Origin of the sequence: Streptomyces sp. SudanB25_2051 (assembly GCF_964272635.1) — a bacterium.
Lineage (GTDB): Bacteria > Actinomycetota > Actinomycetes > Streptomycetales > Streptomycetaceae > Streptomyces.
The window spans coordinates 5,313,362-5,337,803 of sequence record NZ_OZ186787.1 but is presented as its reverse complement, the minus strand read 5'-3'; the positions used below and the strand labels follow the sequence as shown (position 1 = coordinate 5,337,803).

The following is a 24,442-nucleotide window of genomic DNA, read 5'->3' as shown; positions in this document are numbered from 1 at the left end:
TCAAATCCGTGTGAGGTCAGGAGGGAACGGGCTCGGTGCGTACGCCGAGCCGGGCCAGGGTCCCCGCGAGGTACTGCTCCCGGCAGGCGCGGCGGCGGACCTTGCCGCTGGTGGTCTTCGGGAGCGTGCCGCGCCGGATCAGCACCACGTCGTCGACGGTGACCCGGTGGTCGCGCCGTACGGCGTCGCGCACGGCCGCGGCGACCTCGGCCTCGCCCGCGTACCGCAGGAGCCGGCTGTCGCCCTCCACGACCACGACGACCGATTCGCGCCGCCCGTCGTCCACGGCGAAGGCGGCGGTCGAGGCGGGGCGCAGCAGGGGGTGGGCGGACTCGGCGGTGTGCTCCAGGTCCTGCGGGTAGTGGTTGCGGCCCTTGATGACGATCAGGTCCTTGAGGCGCCCGGTGACATGGAGCTGCCCGTCCCTGACGAAGCCCATGTCGCCGGTGCGCAGGTGGGGTCCGGCCGCCTCGTCGCCGTGGACGCGGGCGCGGAAGGTGCGCTCGCTCTCCTCGTCCCGGCCGATGTACCCCGCGGTCACGCACGGTCCCGACACCCATATCTCGCCGACCTCGCCGGGGCCGGCGGCGCGCCGCGTGCGCGGGTCGACGATCCGTACGCGGGTGTCGCCGACCGTGATCCCGCAGCCGGTCACGGTGGTGGTGCCCGCGGTGCCGGCCCGCTCGGCGGGGAGCGGGACGACCCGGCCCCGGCCGAGCTCCTCGGCGTCGAGGAGGAGGGTGGCGGGTTCGGTGCCGCCGGGGCTTCCGCTGACCTTGAGGGTGTTCTCGGCGAGCCCGTACGCGGGGCAGACGGCGCGCGGGTCGAGGCCGTGCGGGGCGAAGCGTGCGGTGAACTCGCGCACCGTGTGGGCGCGCACCGGTTCGGCGCCGTTGATGGCGACCCGCCAGCGGGACAGGTCGAGCTCCTCGCGCGGGGCGTCGCCGCGGGCGCACAGGTCGTACGCGAAGTTCGGCGCCGACGAGTGGGTGCCGCCGTACCGCGACAGGGCCTCCAGCCAGCGGGCGGGGCGGCGGATGAACGCCTCGGGGGTCATCAGGTACGCGGGGCGGCCGGACCACAGCGGCAGGACCACGCCGAGCAGCAGGCCCATGTCGTGGAAGAACGGCAGCCAGGACACGATGGTGCCGTCGTCGCCGAGGGGCCACAGGTCGTCCGTCTCGCGGGCGTTGGCCCAGAAGTTGGCGTGGGTGACCATGACGCCCTTGGGCGAGCCGGTCGAGCCGGAGGTGTACTGGAGGAGGGCGGTGTCCGACAGGGCGACGGCGGGCAGGGCGGCGCCGGGGGGCCGCGGGGTGCCGGGGAGGTCGTCGGTGGCGACGATGTCCAGTCCGGCGAGGTCCGGCAGGCCGCCGAAGTCGGCGAGCACCTGGTCGCGGACCTCCCGTGTGGTCAGGACCAGGGTGGTGCCCGCGTCGTCGGCGATGGTCCGCAGCCGCCGTACGGCGTGGCGCCGGGTCGGCACCTGGACGGGGGCGCCCATGAGGCCGGTGCTCGCACAGGCCAGCCAGCCCCTGATGAACTCCAGGCAGTTGGGGTACATCAGGACGGCGCTGCGGGTGGTGGCGGCGCGGCCGGACAGGGCGGCGGCACGGGCCAGGACGGCGGTGTGCAGGGCGCCGTAGGTGGTGTGCTCGCCCGGCTCCTCGCCGTTGCGGAGGTGGGTGTAGGCCACCGTGTCCGGGGTCTTCGCGGCGCGCCGCGCGAGCAGGGCCGGGAGGGTCAGCGGGCGTGACGTGGATGCGGGTTCGGTACGCGTGGCTCGCATGGCCGTCCGTTCGTCGTGGGAGGGCAGCCGGACACTCCCGGAGGGGCGAGGGCCGGAGAAGGCGGGGCCGGGGAAGGCGGGGGCCGGAGAAGGCGGGGCCCGGAGAAGGCGGGGCCCGGAGAAGGCGGGGCCCGGAAGCCGACCGGGGGCCGGAGTGGTGGGCCAGGGGCGGGGCCCGAAGCCGGCCGGGGGCCGGGGCGGGCCCCGGAGCGGTCCGGGGCCCGGTCGCCGGCGCGCGGTCGGGCCGGGGCGTCAGGGCAGCGTGGTCAGGCCCTCGCGGGGCGCGTTGACGAGCGCCGCCATGTTGCCGGGCGCCTGGTTGTTCTCGTGGAGCAGCTGGTGCGCCTCGCCGATCCCGTCGAACGGGAACAGCCGGGACAGGCACGGGTCGACCAGCCCCGAGGCGACCAGGTGGATGATGGCGCGGCACTGGGCGAGGTTGAAGCCGTGCGAGCCCTGGAGGCGCTTCTGCCGCATCCACAGGAACCGCAGGTCCACGTCGGCGGCGTAGCCGGAGGTGCCGCCGCAGATGGTGACCATGCCGCCCGTGTCGCACAGGTACATGGAGGTGGGGATGGTGTCCTGGCCGCTGTGCTCGAAGACGATCCGCGGGGAGCGCCGCTCGCCCAGCGCCTCCCAGAAGGCCCGTCCGAAGGCGCGGACCTGGGAGATCCACGCGGAGTACGCGGCGTGGTCGGCGAGGTCGGGCATGCGGCCCCAGTGGGTGAAGTCCTTGCGGTTGATCACTCCGGCGGCGCCCAGGCCGCGGACGTACTCGGCGCGCTCCTCGCTGGAGACGACCGCGATGGGGATGCCGCCGGCGTTGCGGACGAGCTGGATGGCCATGGAGCCGAGGCCGCCGGCGCCGCCCCACACCAGCACCGGGTCGCCGGGCTGGACCGTGTTGGGCTCCCAGCCGAACAGCTGGCGGTAGGCGGTGGCGCCGGTGAGGATGAAGGCCGCCGCGGCCTCCCAGGTGAGGTTCTTCGGCTTGGGGTGGCACTGGAAGTCCTGCACCAGCGCGAACTGCGAGAACGAGCCGAAGTTGGACTCGTAGCCCCACGCCTGGACGCTGGGGGCGAAGGTCTGGTCGGCGCCGAGGCGGATCTCCTCGCAGGTCTCGTCCCACTGGCCGCCGGAGAGGATCACCTCGTCGCCGACGGACACGCTGGTGACGCCCTCGCCGACGGCGAAGACCACACCGGAGCCCTCGGAGCCGCCGATGTGGAAGTCCTCCGTCGCGCCGCGCTTCTGCCGGGCGGCGATCACGTCGAGCGGGAAGCCGAGCCCGGCCCACACGTTGTTGTAGTTGATGCCGGCGGCCATCACCCAGACCAGCACCTGGCCGCGCCCCGGGCGGGGCGTCTCCACCACCTCCGTGGCGAACGCCTTGCGCGGCTCGCCGTACCGCTCGGGGCGGATCACGCTGGCGTACATCTTCTCCGGTACGGAACCGAGGGGCGGCATCTCGCCCAGCTCGTACAGGCTCTTCCCCATGGTGTGTCGCTCCTGGTGTGTCGTGGGAGTGGGTCTCGGGCACGCCGGGGCACGCCCGGGCACGCGCGCGGTGCCGGGACGTCGTCGCCGGTCGGTGGGGCCGGGCCGCCGGTCCGGTGGACCCGGTCGGCCGGCGGTGGCTCAGGCGGTGGGCGGGGGGAACGGGACGCGCTGGAAGGGGTATCCGGGCAGGCCGGTCTTCCGGGGCGTGCCGTGCGGGTGGAGGGCGCTCCACGTCAGGTCGACGCCGGCGGCCCAGAGCGCGCCGAGCGCGTGGCGCACGGTCTGCGTCTCGGGGGCCGGGTCGGTCGGGTGGGGCAGCGTCTGGAGGATCGGATGGCCGTGGCGCAGCCCGGCGTGGCGGCGGGCGAGCGCCGTCAGGGTGGTGCCGGGCCCGACCTCGACGAGGGCGCACCCGTCGTACGCGTCGAGGGTGTCCAGTACGTCGTGGTAGCGGACCGTGCGGCGCATGTGGGCGCACCAGTAGGCGGGCGTCGTGATGTCCTCGGGGCGGGCCCAGGTGCCGGTGGTGTCCGACACGACGGGCAGCCGCGGCGTGTGGAACTCGACGGTCTTCAGGAAGTCGGCGAACTCCCCGAGGAGCGGCTCCACCAGGGAGGAGTGCCCGGCGCCGGGGATCTTCAGGAGCCGGGCGTCCACGCCCTTGTCGACGGCCTGCCGGACGAACTCCTCCACCGCGGCGCGCGGCCCGGAAACCGTCACCTGGTCGGGCCCGCTGATCGCGCCGATGTCGACGCCCCCGGGGAGCAGCGGGAGCAGTTCCTCCTCCGGCATGCGGACGGCCGCCATGGCGCCCGGCGCCATGCGCTGGAGCAGTTCGGTGCGCTTGACGACCATCCGGAAGGCGTCCGGGAAGGAGAAGACCCCGGCGACGCAGGCGGCGGCGTATCCGCCGAGGCTGTGCCCGACGACGGCCGCGGGGCGGACGCCCCACCGGATGAGGGCGCGTGCCAGCGCGTACTCCAGGACGAACACGGCCTGCTGGGCGATGGCCCCGTCGGACAGCGCCTCGCGCGCCGCCGCCTCCTCGTCCTCGCCGTCCGGGGCGAGGACGGCCCGCAGGTCGAGTCCGGTCTCCGCGCGGGCGTGGCGCGCGCAGGCGTCGACGTCGGCCCGGAACGCCGGGTCGGTGCGGTGGAGGAGGCGGCCCATGCCGGGGTGCTGGCCGCCGTGGCCGGGGAAGGTGAACACGACCGGCGGGGCCTGGCGGGCGGTGTCCTTCGCCGTGCGGCCGGCGGGTTTCAGGGCGCGCAGCGCCTCGGCCGCGCCCGCGGTGTCGCACGCGACGACCCAGGCGCGGTGGGGGTGCGCGGTGCGGCCGGTCTGGAGGGTCCAGGCCGTCTCGCGCAGGGCGTCGGCGCCGTCCGCCCGGTCGAGGTGGGCGGCGAGGTCCGCCGCGGCCCGGGCGAGGGCGGCGGGGGTACGGGCGGACAGCGGCAGCAGCTGCCAGGCGCCGTCGGCCGGGGGCGGGGGCGTGTCGTCGGGCGCGGGCGGCTGTTCGAGGACGACGTGGGCGTGGACGCCGAAGGGCCCGGACGCGCCGACCCCGATCCGGTGCGGCGTCGCGGCCTGCGGAAGGGTGCCGGCGGGACGCGCGTCCGCACCGGGGGCCGGGGCCGGAACGGGCTCCTGCGCCGTGGCGGGGGCCGCACCGGGCTCCTGCGCCGTGGCGGGGGCCGGAACGGGCTCCTGCGCCGTGGCAGGGGCCGCACCGGGGTCTTGTGCCGTGGCGGGGGCCGCACCGGGGGCACAGGCCGTACCGGCGGCGGGGGCCGTCGGGGCCGGGCCCGCCGCGCGCGGGGCGTCCTCGCCCACCGCCAGGACGGCCCGGACGAGGGCCGCCATCGCCGGGGCCGGGTCGGTGACTCCGGTGCCGGGGCCCGCCGTGATCGCGGTGACCGTCTCCGCCGGGACGCCGCCCACCCGGCGGGCGTCGCGGGCGGTCCGGGCGGCGCCGTCCCGGTCGCTCTCGCCGGGCGCGGACCTGCCGACGGCCGTGCCGCGCACCACGGCGTGGATCCGGTCGCCGTCGGCCAGGGCGGTGTCCAGCGGCTTCAGGACGACGACGCCGCACCCGCCGGCGGCGTCGGCGCCGTCCCCGTCGGGCCGGACGGTGACCGCTCCGGCCAGCGCCAGGTCGCACTCGCCGCCGAGCAGCGCCTGCACCGCCGTGTGCACGGCGACCAGCGCCGTCGCGCCCGACGCCTGCACGGCGACGGCGGGACCGGTCAGGCCCAGCTTGTACGCGGCGCGCGCGGCGAGGAAGTCCGCGCCGGTGGCGGCCCGGATCTGCCGGTCGTCCACCTCCTGCCCGTCCGCCGCCCGCCGCAGCAGCGCCGCGTGCCGGGTGGTGCTGCCGCCCGCGTAGATCCCGACGACCCGGTCGCCGTCGGACGGGTCGTGCCCCGCGTCTTCCAGGGCGTGGTGGGCGCACTCCAGCAGAAGCCGCTGCTGCGGGTCGAGTTGGGCGGACTCGCGCGGGGAGATCCCGAAGAACCGGTGGTCGAAGGCGTACGGGTCGGCCAGCGGCCGGCGGGAGTCCACCCCCTCCGGGGCGCGCGCCGCCGCCCGGAACCCCTCGATGTCGGCGGCCGCGCCGAAGCGCACCGCCAGCCCGACCACGGCGACCAGGGCGTCAGCCTCGGCCGGCTCCCGTACGGTCATGCCGCTCCCCCATCCTCTTCGCGTTCCACGTCGGCTTGTCCTGAAGGGTCAGGCGGCGGGCGGGCCCTGCCGGTCGAACCGGGCCGCCTCGCCACCGAGCGCCGCGTCGGCGTGGCCGGCGATCAGCTCGTAGGGCTGCCCGAGCCGGACGGCGCTCACCTCGTCGAGCCGGGCGATCCGGGTGTCGTCCAGGTCCAGTTCGAGCGCCGCGAGGTACTCCTCCAGCTGCTCGGGGGTGCGCGGCCCGATGACGGGCACGAGGGCCGTGCCGAGCCGGGCGGCGTGCGCGCGCAGCCATGCCATGGCGACCCGTGCGGCGGGCACCCCGGCCTCCTCGGCGATCGCGAGGACGGTGTCGAGGACGCGGGTGCGCTGCTCGCCGTCCTCCTGCCGGATGGCGAGGCCGTCCCAGTCGCTGAGCCGGCCCTCGTCGCTCCGGCGGTACTTGCCGGTCAGCAGCCCGCCGCCGAGCGGCGACCACACGGTGGTGCCCAGGCCCAGCGCCTCGGCCATCGGCAGCACCTCCCGGTCGGCGCCGCGCTCGGCGAGGCTGTACTCGGTCTGGACGCCCACCAGGCGGCCCGTGCCGCGCAGTTCGGCGAGGGTGGCCGCACGGGCGATCCGCCAGGCGGGGAAGTTGGAGAGGCCCGCGTGGAGGACCTTGCCGGCGCGGACGAGGTCGTCCAGGGCCTGGAGGATCTCCTCGACGGGGGTGACCCCGTCGGGCAGGTGCGCCCAGTACACGTCGATGTAGTCGGTGCGCAGCCGCTTGAGGCTGGCCTCGACGGAGGCGCGGATGTTCTTGCGGCTGTTGCCGGTGCCGGAGATGCGGGGGCGTCCCGCGCCCAGGCCGAACTTGGTGGCCACCACGAAGTGGTCGCGGTCGGTGGCGAGGAACTCGCCGAGCAGCCGCTCCGACTCACCGAGCTGGTAGTTGTCGGCCGTGTCGACGAAGGTGCCGCCCGCCTCGGCGAACCGCTCGAAGATCTTGCGGGCCTCCTCGCGCCGGGCGCCGCCGCCCCACAGGGTGCCGAAGTTGGCGGTGCCGAGCGCGTACTCGGACACGCGCAGGCCGGTGTCGCGGCCGAAGGTCGTGTAACGCATCGCTGGATCCCTACTGTCGCGGGTTGAGCGCGTGGCCGGCCAGGCGCAGCAGTTCGCGCTGCTGCTCCGGGTCGCGGAAGTAGAAGTGGCCGCCGCGCAGGACGTGGACGTCGCACTCCGCGGTGGTGTGGACGTGCCAGCCGAGCTGGTCGCGCTCCTCCTCGTCGCCCGCGAACACGGTGACCGGGACGTCGAGCGGCTCCTCGGGGACGTAGGTGTACGTCTCGGCCAGTTCGGCGTCGGCGCGGAAGTAGCCGAGGACGATGTCCTTGAGCTCCGGGTCGTCGTGGACGGCCCGGGGCAGGGCGCCCCAGCGGCGCTCCACCTCGGCGAGCAGTTCGTCGCCGGGCAGCAGGTGGGCGTTCTGGCTGGTGGTGATGGGCGGCGGCTGCATGGAGGACAGCAGCAGGCGGCGCGGCTGCCTCCGGCCCGCCCGGCGCAGGGCCCGGGTGACCTCGAAGGCGACCAGGGCGCCCAGGCTGTGCCCGAAGAACGCGAAGTCCCGCTCCCCGAAGTCGACCTGGGACACCAGGTCGTCGACCAGCTCGGTCATCCTCCTGTACGGCGCCTCGTCCTGGCGTGGGGCGCGGCCGGGCATCTTCACGGCCCACAGCCGCACGCCGGGCAGGCCGCCGGACCAGCGGAGGAACTCCCCCGCGGAGCCGCCCGCGTGGGCGAAGCAGTACAGGTCGAGGGCGGTGTCGGCCTTGGGCCGGCGGCTGGAGAGCCAGCGGCCCCGCAGGTCGGCGGCGGTGTCGGCGGCGGTCGGTGGCGCCAGGTCGCCGGTGCTGGTCATGAGGGCTCCTCGTCGGTGTCGCGGGCGCGGTCCGGGTCGGCCAACCGGCTTTCGATCAGCGCGGCCAGGTCGGCGGCGGTGGCCGACGCGAACAGCGAGCGCATCTTTATGTCGACCGGGTAGACCTCGCGGATGCGGGCCAGGACCCTGGTCGCGATGAGGGAGTCCCCGCCGAGTTCGAAGAAGCTCTCGTCGGGTTCGATGTCGGGCAGTCCGAGGGCCTCGCCGAACAGCCGCAGCACCAGCCCCAGGGGCGTGCCGTCGTCCGCGTGGGCGCCGTCCCCGTCCGCCGGCCCGCCGTCCGCCGGAGCGGCTTCCGCCGGAGCGGCTTCCCCGGCGGCACGGGCGTCGCCGGCGTCGGGCGGCGGCGGGGTGCCGCCGTCGTGGGCGGCGGCCGCGGGGGCGCCGCCGGGCCGGGCGTCCGGTGAGGCCGCCGCGCCGCCCATGGCGCGCGCCGCGTCGGCCGCCTCCTCGGCGGGGTCCCGCACCAGGTACGGCAGCCGCTCGTACGGGTAGGTGGGGAGCGGCACCCGCACGCGCCGCTCCCCGTCGTGGACGCCCTCCCAGCGGACCGGGACGCCGGCCGACCACAGGGCGCCGAGCGCGGTGTACAGGGCGGGGAGCACCCCGGTGCCGTCGTCCCCGCCGGAGCCGGGCAGCGCGGGCACCAGCAGGGGGCCGTCGGCGGGCTCCGCCCTGTCGCGGACCCGCGCGGTCAGCCGCGTGCCGGCGCCGACCTCCAGCAGGATGCGCCGCGGGTCCGCCCGTACCGTGTCGAGCGCCCGGTCCGCCGGATGGCCGCCGGCCAGGGCGCGCGCCCAGCGCGCCGCGTCGGCCTCCGTGCCCGGCGCGAGCCAGGTCCCGTCGTCGGCGAGGACCACGGGGACGCGGTGCGGGCGGGGGCCGACCCCGGCCGGCAGGCCGCCGCCGTCCCGCGCCGCGGGCCCGGCGGCCGCGCGGGCGGCCACGAGCCGCAGGGCGTCCGGCAGGTCGTACGCCGAGGCGACCGCCGCCGCGACGAGCGCGCCCACCCCGGTGCCGGACACGGCGGCCGGGCGCACGCCCCAGCGCTGCCAGAGGGCGGCCAGCGCGTACTCCAGGGCGAAGACGTATGTGTCGCGGACGACCGGGTCGGCGGGTGCGGCCAGGCCGCGCGCCACGCGGCGCACCGACCGGGCCAGCTCCGGGCCGACGGCGTCCAGGCAGGCGCGGAAGGCCGCGTCGAACGCCGGTTCCGTGGCGGTCAGCCGCCAGGTCCCCGCGGGGCCCGTCTCCCCGGGGAACAGGAACACGACGGGCCGCTCGGGTCCGGCCTCCGCCGGGGCCGCGAGCTGTCCGGCGGTGCCGGGCAGCGGGGTCCCGTCCGGGCCGACGACCTGGAAGGTGCGCCAGGCGTGTTCGCGCCGCCCCGTCTGGAGCGTCCAGGCGACGTCGGCCGCGGGGAGCGCGGGGTCGCGCTCCAGCCGCTCCGCGAGCCGCTCCACGCGGGCGCGCAGCGCCGTCTGCGTACGCGCCGAGTGGACGAACAGCTGGGCGTCGCGCTCGCCTGCGCCGGCGGCGGCCCTGGCGGGGGCCTCCTCCAGGACGAGGTGGGCGTTGACCCCTCCGACGGCGAAGGAGCTGACCCCGGCGCGGCGCGGCATGCCCTCGGGATCCCAGTCGAGCAGCCGGGTCGCCACGCGGAACGGGCTGCCGTCGAAGTCGATCCGCGGATTGGGCTCCGTGTGGTGGAGGCTCGGCGGGATCCGCCGGTGCTCCAGCGCCAGGACGCTCTTGATCAGTCCGGCGGCGCCCGCGGCGGCGTCGGCGTGTCCGATGTTGCTCTTGACCGAGCCGATGGCGCAGAAGCCCCGGTCGTCGGTGTCCTCGCGGAACGCGGCGGTGAGCGCGGCGATCTCGATGGGGTCGCCGAGCGGGGTGGCGGTGCCGTGCGCCTCGACGTAGGTGATGGTCCGGGCGTCGGTCCCGGCGGCGAGCTGCGCCTCCCGCACGGCGGCGCTCTGGCCGGGCACGCTGGGCGCGCTGAAGCCGATCCGGGCGGCGCCGTCGTTGGTGACGGCCGAGCCGCGCAGCACCGCGCGGATGTGGTCGCCGTCGCGGAGCGCGTCGGCCAGGCGCTTGAGGACGACGACGCCGACGCCGTTGCTCGCGACCGTGCCGGCGCCGCGCGCGTCGAAGGCCCGGCAGGTGCCGTCGGGCGCCAGGGTGCCGTCGGCGCCGGTCCAGGTGATCGGCTTGGGCGGTACGTGCAGGGCGACCCCGCCGGCGAGGGCCATGTCGCAGTCGCCCGCGAGCAGGCCGCGCGCGGCCAGGTGGACGGCGACCAGGGCGGTCGCGCAGGCGGCCTGGACGGCGACGGCCGGTCCGCGCAGGCCCAGCCGTTCGGCGGTGCGGGCGGCCAGGAAGTCGGGGGCGGTGCCGAGCAGGATCTCGTCCTCGGTGGCGCCGCCCAGCAGCTCGCGGCGGGCCAGCAGCGTCCGCGCGTACGCCGTCTCGGTCGACCCGCCGTAGACGCCGACCGCGCCGGGGCAGCGGGCGGGGTCCTGGCCCGCGTCCTCCAGGGCGTCGGCCGAGCACTCCAGGAACAGCCGGTGCTGCGGGTCGGTCAGGAACGCCTCGCGCGGGGTCATGCCGAAGTGGGCCGCGTCGAACCACTCGCCGCGCTCCAGCAGCCCCCTGGCCGGTACGTACGTCTGGTCGGAGCCGTCCTCGGAGCCGCCCGGGAACACCTGGGGCGCCTGCCGGGTGACCGTGTCCAGGCCGTCGGTGAGATTGCGCCAGAACGCCTCCGTGTCGGCGGCGCCGGGGAACCTGCCGGCCATGCCGATGACGGCGACGAAACCGCTGTCGTCGTCCGCGTCGGCCGTCTCGGCCGCTCCGGTGGGTGTGGTCGGGTCAGTCACCGAGGTCTCCAGGGAACTGCGGTCCTTCGCCGCCGAGGCGCGCCCGGCGGTCACCGAGGCGGCTGGTGCGCCCTCCGGGGCGGCGCGCGGCGCGCGGCGCGGGGGCGCCGCCGGTTCCGGGCCCGCCGTCGAGGTGCCTGGCGAGCGCCCGCACGGTGGGGTGGTTGAACAGGTCCATGAGGGCGACGTCGCGTCCGGTGCGCTCGGCGATCCGGCTCTGCACCATCTGGAGCAGGATGGAGTGCCCGCCGAGGTCGAAGAAGTTGTCGTCGTGGCCGACTTCCGGCATCTCCAGGACGTCGCACCAGATGTCCGCCACCAGCCGTGTGGTGGCGGAATGCGGTTGCGCCCCGGAGGGCGTCGCCGAAGTGGCCGATTCCCCTTCAGGAGAATTCCGACGGGATATGTAGTCCACTCCACTCCTCCCCCTGCGCTCCGCCGCGCCCGGCGGTGTACCCGAATCATCCGGGCCACTTGCGGAGGGTGTCCAATAAATGCCCTCCCTACATGGAAGAATCGCTCGTTATACGGGGGCGCGGCCGGCTGCGGCGACGGCCTGAACCGCCTGCTCCGCGGCCGGATTCCCGGTCTCCGGGCGGGTGGAATCCCCGGCTCCGCGGCCGGGATTCCGGGCTCCGGGCAGGCGGAATCACCGGGTCCGTGACCGGATTTACCGGCTTCGGCCAGGCGGAATCACCGGGCCCGTGACCGGATTTACCGGCTTCGGCCATGCGGAATCACCGGCTCCCCGGCCGGATTTCACGGCTCCGGGCAGGGGGATTCCCCGGTTCCGGGCATGCGGAAATCCCCGGTGGCGGGCCGGGGCCCGCCACCGGGGATCGGGTGGTGCGGTCAGCGGTGGTAGACGGTCTTGCTGCGCATCAGGAACTCCCCGAGGTATCCGTCGTGCGGCAGTCCGGGGCGGTGCCAGTGGGTCGGGTGGTCGCCGATGTGCAGATTGCTGATGGTGGGTTCGGCGACGAGCGCGTCCACCAGCTCCTCGTCGCGGGTGACCACCGTGAGGACCAGCGTGTCGCGCAGCGGCTCGACGCCGTCCTCGCGGCTCCACGGCGCGACCCACACGCAGGGGAAGGGCACTTCGACGCCGATCTGCGGGGCGTCGGCGGACTCGGCCTGGTGGACGGCGGGCCGCAGCACGGCGCTGCCGTCGCCGAGGTCGTCGACGAAGCCGGTGCCGCCCAGCCAGGCGCGGGTGCCGCGGGCCCGGTCGAGCACGAACCGCTCCAGGGCGCGGGCCGCCTTGAGGTTCTGGACGGGCAGGCAGGCCCGCTCGTCGTGCGGCGGCAGGCTGGGCAGCGCGGCGAGCCGTTCGGCGACGGCCCCGGCCAGCGGGGCGGGGTCGCCCTCGACCAGCAGGCCCGTGGCGTTGACGCAGCCGCTGCCGGCGTGCCGGGTCACCGAGTCGATGATCATGTCGAGGTGGTCGCGCCAGTCGGTGTCCGCGGTGACGAGGATCTTCGAGCGGCCGGGCTGGAGGGAGAGCACCGCCGGGTCGTCGGCGTAGCCGCGGATGACCTCGTCGCCGCCGTACGCCAGGTCCGCGCCGCGCACGATCGCGTCGGCCGCCTGATGGCCGGACGGCAGCAGCACCACGTGGTCGTCCCCGAACCCGGCCTCGCGCAGGGCGTGCACCAGCCGGTGCGCGGTGAACGGCTCGCGGGCGGCGGGGCGTACCGCGACCCGGTAGCCGAGCGCCAGCGCCTCGGGCCAGAAGCCGTGGGTGCCGGGGTGGTTGCCCGGTACGTGCACGGCGAGGACCTCGCCGCGCCGGGTCCACACCGCCTGCCCGGTGCGGGCGAGCGGGTCGCGCCAGTCGGGTGCGGCGCCCGAAGGCCGGGCCAGCTGGACGCTACGGTAGGACTGGCCGACGCGGGCGGCGCAGGTTTCGGTGGCGGTGCGGACGACGGAGATCGGCAGCCCGGACACGCGGCTGACGGCCTGCTCGTACTGTCCGGGGGTGAGCCCGCCGAGGGTGGCGGAGCGGAACAGCTCCGCCGCGCGGGCCAGCGCGGCCGCCCGCTCGCCGGCGGGCAGCGGCGTGGCGGCGTGCAGGGCCTTCATGGCGCGGTTGACGAACAGGGCGGGCGCGAGGCTCATCTCGGCGATGACGGCGCCCGTCACATCGGTGACGTCCTGGCGTCCGTGGGTGCGGTACGGGCCCGCCGGGCCGAGCGCGTCCAGCACCACCGGCGCGGTGTCCTCGCGGGCGGCGGCCCGCTCGTCCGCGGCCCGGTGGTCCGCGGGGCGCTGCCCGGGGACGGTCTCGTCGGCGGCCGGCCCGGATACGGCCGGCGCGGTCGGCGCGGTGGCCATCAGTAGACCCCCTCGATGACGACCTCGTCGTCGAAGCGGGCCACGGGCGCGATGCCCGCCGCCGAGTCGCCGACGCGTCCCTCGGGCGCGGCCACCCGGATCGCGGTGTCGCGCTCCAGGTTGTTGGGGAGCAGCAGCGCCTTGCTGACGTGGTGCATCACCACCTGGCCGCGCTCCCCGTACGCCACCGGGTCGCCCGTCTCGGGGTGCACGACCTGGAAGGTGATGTACGGCGAGAAGGTGTCGAACACGGTCGGTTCGCCCGGCGGGGTGCCGTACCGCTCGCCCGCGATGCCGAGGATCATCGTGCTGCCGTAGTGGCCGTACAGGACGGCGTCGGGGAAGATCTCGGTGCGGTACAGCTGCGCCGTGTCGGGGTCCATCTGCGTGCCGCCCCAGCGGATCGCGCGGACCTTGGCGTTGACCAGCTCGACCAGTTCCTCGCGCTGGGCGATGCGTTCGAGCAGCGGCGGGGTCACCGTCATCACGCCGATCTCCTGGGTGCGCAGGATGTGCGCGGCCTGGTCGACGACGTGTTCGGCGTAGGCGTCCGCCTGGGCGCCGCGGCCGTCGGCGATCAGCCGCTTCACCCAGCGCGGGTCGAGGTCGACCTGGAAGCCGTACCGTCCGTGGGTGAGGGCCGAGCGGCGGAAGATCTCACCGACGATGTGCGGGCCCGACGGGGTGATGCCGAGCCAGTCGGCGCCCCTCGGGAAGCCGTGGACGTCCAGATTGGCGTTGCTCCAGCCGACGAGCTTCTCCAGCCAGTCGGCGGGGCACACCACCCGCTTGGGCGCACCGGTCGTGCCACCGCTCTCGAAGACGCCGACGATGTCGGGGCGTTCGCCGTAGCCGCGCGGGACGAGGTCGGCGGCGGGCACGTCGCGCAGTTCGTTGGCGACGTTCGGGAAGAGCCTCAGGTCGTCGTAGCCCTTGACGTCGGAGAGGGGGTCGAAGTCCAGTGTCTCCGCGCGCCGCAGCCAGTACGGAGAACCGGAGTCCGGGCTGAAGTGCCACACCATCGCGGCCCGTACCAGCTCGTCGGGGTCCGGACTCGCGTCGTGGGGCAGCTCCAGGATCGACAGGTCTGCACGCGCCACCGCGTCCTCCCATTGCAGCAGACAGGAAAAGTGCTCCACCCGCTATTCGATCAAGGCGGGCGCGGGCGCGCCTGAGTAACCACTACTCAATTTCCTTATCCGGGCGAAGATTTCGCGTCGGCGGGGCTCCGCGGGGTGCCGTGTCTTCCTACACTGACCCGATGAAGGCAATGATCGCGTGGTGGGATCTGACCGAATCCGGGCACACCGCCGAGAGCCTGCGCGCGTTTCTGCGCGAGGAGGCCGAGCAGTCGTGGTCCGACATCCCCGGTCTGCTGCTGAAGGTGTGGGTGTCCGACCCGGAGAAGAACCGCTGGGGGGCGGTGTTCCTGTGGGAGTCGGCACAGGCCGCGGCCGAGGCCCGGCTGCCGCGCAGCGCGGCCGAGGTGATCGGGTACCCGCTGGAGTTCCGCGAGTGGTTCGACGTGGAGGCGACCGTCGAGGGCCGGCACGCGCTGCCGTCGCTCGCCGGTCTGGGCATCGCCCTGGAGAAGCCGGCGGACGGCTGAGGACCGGGACGACGGACAGGACGCGCGAGCGGCGCCCCGCCAAGTGGCGGGGCGCCGCTCGTGCGCGTGGCGGGCGGTCCGGTCAGGCGGGAGCCGCCGGGGCGATGTTGCGGTTGCAGCGGAAGAGGTTCGCCGGGTCGAGGCGGGCCTTCAGCTCCGCCAGCCGCCGGTGGTCGTCCGGCTCCCAGAAGTCGGCCGTCCCGGCGCCCGGCGCGTCCTCGCCGTACACGAGGTTCTGGCAGCGGCCGCCCACCCGCTGCCCGGCCGCGTCGAGCACCCGGCGCATGGCCGCGCGGGCGTCGTCGGGGGCGGCGCCCATCAGCGGGACGAGCGCCCGCAGCAGATAGCCGGCCGAGCGGTGGCCGACGGCGGCGGGCACCTCGGGCTCCCGGCCCAGCGCCCCGCCGAGGTGGCGGACGTCCACGACGCAGGGCACGGGGGCGCCGGGTCCGGCCAGTTCGGTGATCGCGGCGGCCTCGGCCGGGTCGATCGCGCGCAGCAGCACATTGTCGCCGAGGTACGCGTGCGGCACCGGCGGGTCGTTGTAGATGGCTCCGCACTCGGTGTACGGCATCTCCGCGACGGTGTCGGCGAGCAGCGGCCCGGCCGCGCGCAGCGGCGCCACCAGCCGCTCCCCCTCGCGGTGGTCGCCGGTGTGGGCGACGCGCACATGGCCGACGTACCGGCCGCGCAGCTTCGCGGGGAACGCCGGCAGGTCGGGGTAGGCGAGGAGGGACATCGAGGAGGTCAGCTCCTCGGGCAGGTCCTCCGTCCACCGCAGGTACCGCTCCAGCAGACCGGGCGTCGCGGCCAGGTCGAAGACGAGCTCGCCGCCGTAGATCCGGCTCACCCGCACCAGGCCGGTCTCCACGGCGGTGACCACGCCGAAGTTGGCGCCCGCGCCGCGCAGCGCCCAGAACAGCTCCGGGTCGCTGTCGGCGGTCACGCGGCGGTGCCGGGCGTCGGCGGTGACGATCTCCACGGCCCGCACGTGGTCGGCGGCCCAGCCGAACCGCCGGCCCAGCAGCCCGAGTCCGCCGCCCAGCAGATAGCCGACGGCGCCCACGCCGGTGGACGAGCCGTTCAGCGGCGCGAGGCCGTAGCGGGCGGCGGCGTCCACGACGGCGCCGGCCCGGGTGCCGGCGGCGATCCGGGCCGTGCCGGCGGCGGCGTCCACGGTGACACCGGTGAGGGTGCCGGTGTCGATGAGGACGCCGCCGTCCAGCGGGGCGGACAGCCCGTGCCCGGTGGCCTGCGCGGCGACGGGCAGGGCGTGTTCGGCGGCGTACGCGACGGCCGCCGCCACATCGTCGGGCCCGTCGGGCCGGACCAGCACGGACGGACGGTGGCGGTAGGCGGTCTGGAAGCCCGCGCACCGGGCGTCGAACCCGTCGTCGCCGGGCAGCAGCACCGCGCCGCTCACCCGGTCCGCGAGGGACCGCACCGCAGCGGCAGCGTTCATGGGGAAGGTGTCCTCTCAGTCGTTCTCACACCGTCGGGCCGCACCGCCGCCCCGTCCGTCACCCGGCCGCGCGCCCGTGCGGCCGTCACAGCGGGTAGGGCTCCAGGTCGCCGGAGACGACCCGCTCGCGCAGCGCCCCCCGGTCCACCTTGCCGTTGGCGTTCAGCGGGAAGGTGTCCAGCGGGTGGTACGTCAGCGGGATCATGTACGGCGGGAGCGCGGCGCGCAGCCCGTCGTCGACCGCCTCCACGTCGAGGCCGTCGCCGGACACCACGGCGGCGAGCACGGTCACGCCCTCCTCGTCGCCCGGCACCGGCAGGACCACCGCCTGGGCCACACCGGGCTGCCGCAGCAGATGCGCCTCGACCTCGCCCGTCTCGATGCGGTGCCCGAGGATCTTCACCTGGGTGTCGAGCCGCCCCAGGTAGGCGAATTCGCCGTCGGCGGTGCGGCGCACCAGGTCGCCCGTGCGGTACCACCGGCCGGGTTCCCCGCCGTACGGCGCCGCCGTGTGGAAGGCCCGCGCGGTCTGCTCGGGCGCGTCGAGGTAGCCGTCGAAGACCTGCGCGCCGGACAGGCACAGCTCGCCGGTCTCGCCGTCGGCGACGGGACGGCCGTCCTCGGTGAGCGCGGCCGCCGCCATGCCGGGGTAGGGGGTGCCGATCGGCACGATGCCGTTGACCGCCCGGTCGGGCGAGGTGCGCGGGTCCCAGCGGTGCACCATGCAGGCGATGGTCGCCTCGGTCGGGCCGTACAGGTTCTCCACCACGGAGCCGGGGGCGGCCTCCTGCCAGGCGGCGGCGACGGTGTCGGGCAGCGCCTCGCCGCAGAACAGGCTCCAGCGCAGGCCGGGCAGGCTGCCCGGCTTCAGCCGTCCCCTGCGGTGCTGGAGGACGGCGACGGACGGCACGGAGAACCAGACGGTGACGGCGTTGTCGCGGACGAAGTCCAGCGGCGCCATGAGGTCCGTCGCGCCCAGCGGCAACAGGTGGCCGCCGCTGCCCCACGCCATGAACAGGTCGAAGACGGACAGGTCGAAGGTCTGGTCGAAGGTGTTGGTGAAGCGGTCGTCGGGGGTGAAGCCGTACCGCTCGGTGTTGGCCCGGAGGAAGGAGGCGACGTGGGTGTGGGCGATCGGCACGCCCTTGGGCCGGCCGGTGGAGCCGGAGGTGAACAGCAGGTACGCCGTGTCCGCCGGATCGGGGGACACCGGCGCGGCCTGCGGTTCGGCGGCGGCGACGTCCCGCCGGGTCAGGACGCGCGCCCCGGCGGGCAGGGCCGCGGGTGCCTCGTCGTGCTCCGGCAGGACGAGGGCGGGGGCGACGGCGAGTCCGGTGAGGAGCGGGCCCAGCCGGGGCAGGGCGCCGCCGTCGGCGAGGAGCGCGTCCACCCCGGCCCGCTCCAGCACGTCGCGGTTGCGGGCCGCCGGGTACTTGGGGTGCAGCGGGACGGCGGCGGCCCCGGCGTACAGCGCGGCCAGGAACCCGGCGTAGGAGACGACGCTCCGGTGGGCGAGGACGCCGACGCGGCGGGGCCGCCCGCCGGCGGCCGCGGTGAGCGCGGCGGCCCAGCGCAGGGCCAGGGCGTCGAGCTCGCCGTAGGTCCAGGTGCGTCCGTCGAGGGTCAGGGCGGGACGGTCCGGGTGACGGAGCGCCGAGGCGCGGAAGCCGGCGTGGAGGAAGGACGGCTGCGGTTCCTGCATGGTCTCTCGCGTTTCGCTGCGGTGGTGCGGGGCGGTGTGGACGGTCCGGCCGGGTGCCGGACACCGTGTCGGAACGGCCGGACACCGTGTCGGACGGCCGGGCGTGGGAACGGCCGGGGCGTGTGGGAACAGCCGAGGGCGCGGGCGGGTCGGGTCGGGCGGAGGGGTGCGGGGCTTGGAGTACGGCCCTAGGGCTGGAGGCGGCTGACCTGCCAGCCGCCGTCGTCGCCGTCGCGGTCGTAGCGCAGCCTCTCGTGCAGCCGGTCCGTCCCGTTGGCCCAGAACTCCACCTCGGCGAAGTGGAGTTCGTACGCGGTGAACCCCTCCGGGCAGGGCAGCGGCTCCCCGCTCGCGGCGAGGCGGGCCGCCCGCTCGCGCAGCTCCGCCACGCCCTCCAGGCCGTCGAGGGGCTCGCTCTGCCGTGCGGCGGTCGACATGGCGTGGGTGAAGACGGGGCGGGCCGCCCACAGGGCTTCCGTCTCGGGGCGGGGCAGGCGCGTGACGGGGCCGGCGACGATGACCTGCTGGCTGGTCTCGCGCCAGTACAGGACGCCGGACGCCCAGGGGTTGGCGGCCAGCTCGCGGCCCTTGCGGCTGCCGTCGTGGCTGAGGAAGAGGAACCCGTCGTCGGTGACCTTGCCGACCACGACGATCCGGGTGGAGGAGCGGCCGCGCGGGTCGGCGGTGGCGAGGGCCAGGGCGCGCGGCTCGCGGACGCCGTGGGCGGCCGCCGCGTCGAGCCATGCCCGGAGCAGCCCCATCGGCTCGGCCGGGGGCCGCTCGAACTCGGGGAAGGCCACCCGTACCGTTCCGGTGAGGCTCTCCGACCTGGTGCTGCTCATGTGTCTCTCCGTGTGCCGGGGGTGGTCCGTGCGCGGGGCGGGCGGGCCCGCGCGGGTGTGCGCGGGGCGGGGGCGGGGCCCGACGCCCCGGGACCGGGGATCGGGCGCGGGGCGCTCAGAGCCGCAGCGTGCCCTCCAGGACGAGGACGCCGTCGCCGCCGACCTCGACGGTGTGCACCTCGTCGCCGCTGCCGTGGGCGATGGCGTGCATCGGCGAGGGGCGGCCCATCTCGACGCCCTGGGTGATCACGATGTGCTGCCCGTACGCGGCGAGCCCGTGGCGGGCGAGATGGATGGCGATGGGCCCGGCGGCGGAGCCGGTCGCGGCGTCCTCGACCACGCCGTACGCCGGGGAGAACATGCGGCTGCGCCAGCGGGTGCCGGATCCGGCGAAGCAGTTGGCGGCCATGTCGGGGAACGCGGCGAGGGCGCGGTGGTCGGGGGTGAGCGCGGACAGCTGCTCGACGCTCTCCAGGCAGACCAGCACGTGGCGGGGGCCGTTGCGGTAGATGTCCACCGGCAGGGCGGTGTCCCGCACGCCGAGCGCGGCGAGCAGTTCGGCGCGCCGGTCGAAGGGCTCCCACACCGGTACGGGCTGCCGCATCCAGGCCGTCCGCACCACGCCGCCGTCCCGCCGCAGCTCGAACGGGACGAGGCCCATGCCGGTCTCCAGCTTCAGCTGGTCGACGGAGCGGCGGTTGCCGAGGGCGATCGCGGTGCCCAGCAGCGGGTGGCCGGCGAAGGGCAGTTCGTTGACCGGTGTGAAGACGCGGACGTAGGCGTCGCCGCCCTGCCGGGGGCGCATCACGAACACGGTCTCGGAGAGGTTCATCTCGCGGGCGATGCGCTGCATCCGCTCCGGGGTCAGGCCGTCGGCGTCGAAGTAGACCGCGACCGGGTTGCCGTGGAGGGGCTCGGTGGCGAAGGCGTCGACCACCGCGTAGGAGTAGGAGGGCATGGGTGTCTCGCTGTTCTGTGTCAGGCGACGCCGAGGGCGTGGCGTACGGCGGCGGCGAGGAGGCGGGGCCCGTCCTGGGTGAGCACCGACTCGGCGTGGAACTGCACGGAGGCGAAGCGCGGGCCGCGCAGGGCGTGGACCTCCCCGGTGGCCGGGTCGCGGCTGACGTCGACCCGGCCCACGGGTCCGGCGTCGCGCCGGTCGGTGTCGCTGCGGGCGGCGAACGTGTTGTAGAAGCCGACCCGTTCGCGGCTGCCGAAGAGGTCGATCTCCTTCTGGAGGCCCTGGTGCGGCGCGGGCAGGCGGCGGATGGGGAAGCCCAGTTCGAGCGCGAGGAGCTGGTGGCTGAGGCAGACGGCGACGAAGGGCAGGCGCCGGTCGAGCAGGGTGCGCACCGCCGCGCGCATGTGGGCGATCTTGGGGTGGCCGTCCTCCTCCGGGTCGCCGGGTCCCGGTCCCATCACGACGAGGTCGTACGCGTCGAGGGCGTACTCCTCGTCGAAGCGGCGGACCGTCACCTCCAGGCCGAGGGAGCGCAGCTGGTGGTCGATCATGGCGGTGAAGGTGTCCTCGCCGTCGACGATCAGCACCCGCCGCCCGGCCAGGTCGCCGTCCGCGGCGCGCCGGCGTTCGCCGGGGTCGTCCAGCCAGAAGCGGGCGATGGTGTCGTTGCGCCGCTCCAGCGCGGCCCGTACGTCCGGGTGGTCGTCCAGGCGGCGGGCGCCGGAGGACTCCAGGGCGGCGACCAGGCCGGCGGCCTTGGCGCGGGTCTCGGCGGCCTCGGACGCGGGGTCGGAGTGGCGTACGAGGGTGGCGCCGACGCCGATGCGCACCCGGCCGCTCCGGTCGATGTCGGCGGTGCGGATGAGGATCGCCGAGTCGAGGGCGCGCGCGCCGTGCTCGTCGCGGCCGATCAGGGCGGCGGTGCCGGAGTAGTAGCCGCGGCCGCCCGGCTCGAACGCGTCGATGACCCGGCAGGCGCTCTCCAGCGGCGATCCGGTGACGGTCGGGGCGAACATCGTCTCGCGGAGGATGTCGCGCACATCGCGCCGGGTGCGGCCCTCGATGAGGTACTCGGTGTGCGCGAGGCGCGCCATCTCCTTCAGGTACGGGCCCCGGACGCGGCCGCCGCCCTCGCAGACGCGGGCCATCATCTTCAGCTCCTCGTCCACCACCATGTACAGCTCGTCGGCCTCCTTCCGGTCGGCGAGGAAGTCCATGACGCCGGACAGGTCGGGCCCGCCGGGCGGGTAGCGGTAGGTGCCGCTGATCGGGTTCATCACGGCGGTGCCGCCGTCGAGGCTGATGTGGCGCTCGGGCGAGGCGCCGACGAGGGTGCGCTCGCCGGTGTGGACGAGGAACGTCCAGTAGGCGCCGACCTCCTGCTCCAGGAGCCGGGCGAAGAAGGACAGGGCGCTGTGCGGGCCGTAGTCGGTGATGTCGGCGACGAAGGAGCGGCGGATGACGAAGTTGGCGCCCTCGCCGGTGCCGATGGCCTCGTCGACGACCTTGCGCACGAGGGTCTCGTAGGCGTCGTCGTCCACGTCGAAGTGGGCGCCGCGCAGGGCGGTGGCCGTGCGGGGCAGCCGGGGCAGGGCGTCGGCGAGGGCGACGCGCTGCTGGCGGCCGACGGTGAGCGCGATGAGCGGGGCGCCGTCGTCGGGCGCGGCGAAGCCCCGCTCGGCGATCTGCCGGTACGGGATGAGGGCGAGCACCTCGTGGTGGGCGCCGGGCCGCGCGGGCTCGTCGGCGAGCGGGATGCCGGCGAGCGTCCGGGGAGTGCTGACAGCGCCGGTGAGGACGTCGAGGACGCGCGGGCCCGCGGACTCGGGCCGGTACAGCAGGGCGTAGGCGTCCGGCGGGTCGGTCAGGACGACGTCGAGCAGGTCGCGGCCGACCGGGTCGTGGCCGAGCTGGTCGCGGTCGAGCGGGGCGCCGGGGCGGTCGCTCATGCGAAGACCTCCTTCGCGGGGAGGACCACCGCGCAGCGCTCGGCGGCGTAGGTGAGGGCGAGGCGGTGGTGGTGCTCGGAGAAGTCGGCGACCGCGTCGGCGACGAGGAACGCCTGGATGTCGTGGGTGAACGCCTCGACGGCCGTCATGAGGACGCCGATGTGGGCGTAGACCCCGCAGACGATCAGCTGGTCGCGGCCGGACTCGCGCATCAGGTCCAGCAGCGGGGAGCGGTGGAAGGCGCTGTAGCGCCACTTGGTCAGCTGCCAGTCACCGTCGGCGGGGGCCAGCGGCGGGGCGACCTCCCGGTCGGCGGGGGCGCGGCGCATGCCCGGGCCCCAGAAGTCCTTGAGCAGGCCGCGTTCCTCGTCGGTCATGCTGCCCGGCTGGGCGGTGTAGGCGATCTGCGCTCCGGCGGCCGCGGCGCGCCCGCGCAGTTCGGCGGCGTTGTGGGTGAGTTCGTCGCGCAGGGTGCCGGGGAGCGGGGAGAGGAAGTACCGCTGCATGTCGTGGACGAGCAGGACGGCGCGGTCCGGGTCGGGCGTCCAGCGCGCGGTGTTGCGGGGCAGGTCCCCCGGGGTCGGGAACGCGTAGGGCTCGATGGGCGGTATGCCGGCCATGGTCTTGCCTTCCAGTGACGGACTCGGGCGCCGCCCCGGTCGGGGGCGGCGGGCGCCGTCCCGGTGGGGGCGGCGGGCGCTGACCCCGGTCGGGTCAGGCTTGCCAGGCGGCGACCACCGACAGGGCCTGCCGCGGGTTGAGTCTCGGGTCGCAGAACGTCGTGTACTTGTCGCCGACGCGGTCCGGCCCGACGTCGTGGGACACGCACTCGGTGACGTCGTTGGGGGTGGTCTCCAGGTGGAGTCCGCCGCAGACGCCGCCGGCGCCGGTGACGGCCTCCTGGAAGCCCCGCACCTCGCGGACGACGGTGTCGACGTACCGGGTCTTGTTGCCGTCCGGCGCGGCGACGGTGTTGCCGTGCATCGGGTCCGTCAGCCAGATCACCGGGTGGCCGGACTCCCGCACGGCCGCCACCAGCCGGGGCAACCGCCCGGCGACCCGGTCGGCGCCCATCCGGGCGATCAGCGTGAGCCGCCCGGGCTCGCGGTCCGGGTCGAGCCGCGCGCACAGCGCGACCAGCTCGTCCGGTTCCATGGCGGGACCGACCTTGCAGGCCACCGGGTTGCCGACGGCGGCCAGCAGGGCGACGTGCGCGCCGTCCAGCGCGCGGGTGCGCTCGCCGATCCACGGCCAGTGCGTGGATCCGAGGAACAGCCCGCCCCGCTCGTCGGCGCGCAGCTGCGGCAGCTCGTAGTCGAGGAGCAGCGCCTCGTGGCTGGTCCACACCGGGGCGCCGACGGGCTCGTGGGCGGCCTGCGGGCCGCGCCAGCCGAGGTGCTCCATGACGGTGGCGGCGGCCCGGTGCCCGTCGAGGAGGCGCCCCGGGTCGGGGCGGCGGGCCTCCGGGTCGGGCTCCGGGGAGTTGACCAGGTGGCCGCGGAAGACCGGCAGGACGGTGTCGCCGACGGTCTCGGTCGGCCTGGAGCGCGGCTTGGTGTACTGGCCGGCGATCCGCCCCGCCCGCAGGACCGGCCGGTGGGCGTTCATCCGCAGGGTGCCGGCGAGCAGGTCGAGGAGCGCCGCCTTGCGGGCGACGTCGCCGAAGGTGCTCTCGGCGGGGTCCTCGGCGCAGTCACCGGCCTGGACGACCAGGGCCTCTCCCGCGGCCACCCGGGCCAGGGCGGCGCGCAGCCGGCGCAGGTCGGCGGGGCGTACCAGCGCGGGGCGCGCCGCCAGTTCCCGGCCGGCGCGCTCCGCGCGGGCCGTGTCGGGCCAGTCGGGCTGTTGCAGGGCCGCACGGGCTCGGATGCCGCGCAGGACTTCGTCCACGGGGATGCTCCCAGGCGTCGCCGGTCGGTCAGGTGGGGATGCCCGCGCGCTTGATCTCCGGTACGGGGATGCCGAGGGCACGCAGCTGCTCGAAGGGGTTCATGAACTCCCGCTGGAGCTTGATCTTGCCGTTCTCCAGCTCGAAGGAGTGCAGGAAGTGGTTCTGGTAGTAGCCCTCGGGGTAGTCGGCGAAGAGGATCTTCCCGCGGCCGTCGCACTCGACCCAGAAGCGGTTGGGGTCCTGCGTCTCGAAGATCTCGATGTTGTACCACTCCCAGTCGGGGAAGGTCTTCAGCGACCACACCGCGTGCTCCCCGAGCCGGTCGCGGCCGTTGATGCTGATCGGCTGACCGGTGTCGGTGGTCCACAGACCGCCCCGGCCGTCCTCCGTGAACAGCAGGTGGCGGCGGAGGCGGTCCTCGCCCCGGGCGGCCATGTACTTCTCGACCGTCTCCCGGTTGATCCGGCGCAGCTCCGCCTCGTCCGTGAAGCCCTGCCGAGCGGTTTCGGACATGCGCGTCCCCCAAAACTGTGTGAAGCGGACTGGAAGCCGGCCCGGAACGCGCCTGACCGGACGTGGGTGGCGGGGCCGGTGGAAGGGGCTTCGGGCCGTGATGTCCGCAAGTCTTGCCGGAGGCCCCGGAGCCTTACAAGAAAGAAAGGTTCAGCTCGACGTCAGGCTCGGTCACGTTTGACCGAGCTTCCGCAAGACGCGGCCGACATTGTCAGAAGATCGTCAGCGGGGCGCCAAATCCCTGACAGATGGCGCATGGTGGGGCGCGTGAGGCGGAAGCCTTCCCCGATGGGTGGCGGAAGCGGGGCCGGCAGTCGCCGTCTTGGCCCCGTCCTCTCCGGCCGGCCCGGCCCGCCCGCCCGGCGGGGCCGCGCGCCGGTCCACGAACGAAAGGCACGTCGGCAG

18 protein-coding genes are annotated in these 24,442 nt (G+C 75.5%); 1 reads left to right on the top strand and 17 read right to left on the bottom strand.

Annotated elements, in window-relative coordinates; genetic code table 11:
* Positions 1-16: 16 nt before the first annotated feature.
* The 9 genes from ACSUPT_RS23565 to ACSUPT_RS23525 form a co-directional block, all read right to left on the bottom strand.
* Positions 17-1,789, bottom strand: coding sequence for a fatty acyl-AMP ligase (locus ACSUPT_RS23565; RefSeq protein WP_436945451.1), 1,773 nt, complete (start codon positions 1,787-1,789; stop codon positions 17-19).
* Positions 1,790-2,041: 252 nt separating this feature from the next.
* Complete coding sequence (gene ccrA, locus ACSUPT_RS23560; RefSeq protein WP_351968164.1) at positions 2,042-3,286, bottom strand: crotonyl-CoA carboxylase/reductase; 1,245 nt, start codon at positions 3,284-3,286, stop codon at positions 2,042-2,044.
* A gap of 141 nt (positions 3,287-3,427) precedes the next feature.
* The gene (locus tag ACSUPT_RS23555) at positions 3,428-5,971 is read right to left on the bottom strand and encodes an acyltransferase domain-containing protein (RefSeq protein ID WP_436945450.1); all 2,544 of its coding nucleotides are present in this window, start codon (positions 5,969-5,971) and stop codon (positions 3,428-3,430) included.
* Between the two features lie 48 nt (positions 5,972-6,019).
* Positions 6,020-7,075: an aldo/keto reductase gene (locus ACSUPT_RS23550; RefSeq protein WP_351968162.1), complete on the bottom strand. Its 1,056-nt coding sequence runs from the start codon at positions 7,073-7,075 to the stop codon at positions 6,020-6,022.
* A 10-nt stretch (positions 7,076-7,085) separates the two neighbouring features.
* Positions 7,086-7,871, bottom strand: coding sequence for a thioesterase II family protein (locus ACSUPT_RS23545; RefSeq protein WP_436945449.1), 786 nt, complete (start codon positions 7,869-7,871; stop codon positions 7,086-7,088).
* Entirely contained in the window at positions 7,868-10,774 is a 2,907-nt protein-coding gene (locus ACSUPT_RS23540; protein ID WP_436945448.1) for a type I polyketide synthase, read from the bottom strand. The genes ACSUPT_RS23545 and ACSUPT_RS23540 overlap by 4 nt, the downstream gene beginning before the upstream one ends.
* Positions 10,767-11,093, bottom strand: a complete 327-nt coding sequence (locus ACSUPT_RS23535; RefSeq protein ID WP_436945447.1) for a phosphopantetheine-binding protein — start codon at positions 11,091-11,093, stop codon at positions 10,767-10,769. The genes ACSUPT_RS23540 and ACSUPT_RS23535 overlap by 8 nt, the downstream gene beginning before the upstream one ends.
* Positions 11,094-11,626: 533 nt before the next feature.
* Positions 11,627-13,108 (bottom strand): aldehyde dehydrogenase family protein, encoded by a 1,482-nt coding sequence (locus tag ACSUPT_RS23530; protein ID WP_365729489.1) that lies wholly within the window; start codon positions 13,106-13,108, stop codon positions 11,627-11,629.
* Positions 13,108-14,208, bottom strand: coding sequence for a phenazine antibiotic biosynthesis protein (locus ACSUPT_RS23525; protein WP_351968157.1), 1,101 nt, complete (start codon positions 14,206-14,208; stop codon positions 13,108-13,110). Before ACSUPT_RS23525 ends, ACSUPT_RS23530 begins: the two co-directional genes overlap by 1 nt.
* 161 nt (positions 14,209-14,369) lie before the next feature.
* Between ACSUPT_RS23525 and ACSUPT_RS23520 the strand changes: the two genes are divergently transcribed.
* Positions 14,370-14,717 (top strand): hypothetical protein, encoded by a 348-nt coding sequence (locus ACSUPT_RS23520; protein WP_351968156.1) that lies wholly within the window; start codon positions 14,370-14,372, stop codon positions 14,715-14,717.
* 82 nt (positions 14,718-14,799) lie between these two features.
* Here the strand turns inward: ACSUPT_RS23520 and ACSUPT_RS23515 are convergent, their stop codons facing one another.
* From ACSUPT_RS23515 to ACSUPT_RS23480, 8 genes are all read right to left on the bottom strand, one after another.
* Positions 14,800-16,179: an FAD-binding oxidoreductase gene (locus ACSUPT_RS23515; RefSeq protein ID WP_361663374.1), complete on the bottom strand. Its 1,380-nt coding sequence runs from the start codon at positions 16,177-16,179 to the stop codon at positions 14,800-14,802.
* A gap of 85 nt (positions 16,180-16,264) precedes the next feature.
* Complete coding sequence (locus ACSUPT_RS23510) at positions 16,265-17,881, bottom strand: amino acid adenylation domain-containing protein (protein WP_351968154.1); 1,617 nt, start codon at positions 17,879-17,881, stop codon at positions 16,265-16,267.
* Between the two features lie 188 nt (positions 17,882-18,069).
* Positions 18,070-18,723 (bottom strand): phenazine biosynthesis FMN-dependent oxidase PhzG, encoded by a 654-nt coding sequence (gene phzG / locus ACSUPT_RS23505; RefSeq protein WP_351968153.1) that lies wholly within the window; start codon positions 18,721-18,723, stop codon positions 18,070-18,072.
* A 115-nt stretch (positions 18,724-18,838) separates the two neighbouring features.
* On the bottom strand, positions 18,839-19,681 hold the full coding sequence (locus ACSUPT_RS23500; protein ID WP_361663380.1) for a PhzF family phenazine biosynthesis protein: 843 nt from the start codon (positions 19,679-19,681) through the stop codon (positions 18,839-18,841).
* A gap of 20 nt (positions 19,682-19,701) precedes the next feature.
* Entirely contained in the window at positions 19,702-21,633 is a 1,932-nt protein-coding gene (locus ACSUPT_RS23495) for an anthranilate synthase family protein (RefSeq protein WP_436945446.1), read from the bottom strand.
* Entirely contained in the window at positions 21,630-22,253 is a 624-nt protein-coding gene (locus ACSUPT_RS23490; protein WP_351968150.1) for an isochorismatase family protein, read from the bottom strand. Before ACSUPT_RS23490 ends, ACSUPT_RS23495 begins: the two co-directional genes overlap by 4 nt.
* Before the next feature lie 94 nt (positions 22,254-22,347).
* Complete coding sequence (locus ACSUPT_RS23485) at positions 22,348-23,523, bottom strand: 3-deoxy-7-phosphoheptulonate synthase (RefSeq protein ID WP_351968149.1); 1,176 nt, start codon at positions 23,521-23,523, stop codon at positions 22,348-22,350.
* A gap of 28 nt (positions 23,524-23,551) precedes the next feature.
* Complete coding sequence (locus ACSUPT_RS23480) at positions 23,552-24,037, bottom strand: PhzA/PhzB family protein (RefSeq protein WP_351968148.1); 486 nt, start codon at positions 24,035-24,037, stop codon at positions 23,552-23,554.
* Positions 24,038-24,442 lie beyond the last annotated feature (405 nt).

Coding starts and splice junctions, on each gene's coding strand:
- ACSUPT_RS23565 (WP_436945451.1), bottom strand. CDS start 1,789: ATGCGAGCCACGCGTACCGAACCCGCATCCACGTCACGCCCGCTGACC.
- ccrA (WP_351968164.1), bottom strand. CDS start 3,286: ATGGGGAAGAGCCTGTACGAGCTGGGCGAGATGCCGCCCCTCGGTTCC.
- ACSUPT_RS23555 (WP_436945450.1), bottom strand. CDS start 5,971: ATGACCGTACGGGAGCCGGCCGAGGCTGACGCCCTGGTCGCCGTGGTC.
- ACSUPT_RS23550 (WP_351968162.1), bottom strand. CDS start 7,075: ATGCGTTACACGACCTTCGGCCGCGACACCGGCCTGCGCGTGTCCGAG.
- ACSUPT_RS23545 (WP_436945449.1), bottom strand. CDS start 7,871: ATGACCAGCACCGGCGACCTGGCGCCACCGACCGCCGCCGACACCGCC.
- ACSUPT_RS23530 (WP_365729489.1), bottom strand. CDS start 13,108: ATGGCCACCGCGCCGACCGCGCCGGCCGTATCCGGGCCGGCCGCCGAC.
- ACSUPT_RS23520 (WP_351968156.1), top strand. CDS start 14,370: ATGAAGGCAATGATCGCGTGGTGGGATCTGACCGAATCCGGGCACACC.
- ACSUPT_RS23515 (WP_361663374.1), bottom strand. CDS start 16,179: ATGAACGCTGCCGCTGCGGTGCGGTCCCTCGCGGACCGGGTGAGCGGC.
- ACSUPT_RS23510 (WP_351968154.1), bottom strand. CDS start 17,881: ATGCAGGAACCGCAGCCGTCCTTCCTCCACGCCGGCTTCCGCGCCTCG.
- phzG (WP_351968153.1), bottom strand. CDS start 18,723: ATGAGCAGCACCAGGTCGGAGAGCCTCACCGGAACGGTACGGGTGGCC.
- ACSUPT_RS23500 (WP_361663380.1), bottom strand. CDS start 19,681: ATGCCCTCCTACTCCTACGCGGTGGTCGACGCCTTCGCCACCGAGCCC.
- ACSUPT_RS23495 (WP_436945446.1), bottom strand. CDS start 21,633: ATGAGCGACCGCCCCGGCGCCCCGCTCGACCGCGACCAGCTCGGCCAC.
- ACSUPT_RS23490 (WP_351968150.1), bottom strand. CDS start 22,253: ATGGCCGGCATACCGCCCATCGAGCCCTACGCGTTCCCGACCCCGGGG.
- ACSUPT_RS23480 (WP_351968148.1), bottom strand. CDS start 24,037: ATGTCCGAAACCGCTCGGCAGGGCTTCACGGACGAGGCGGAGCTGCGC.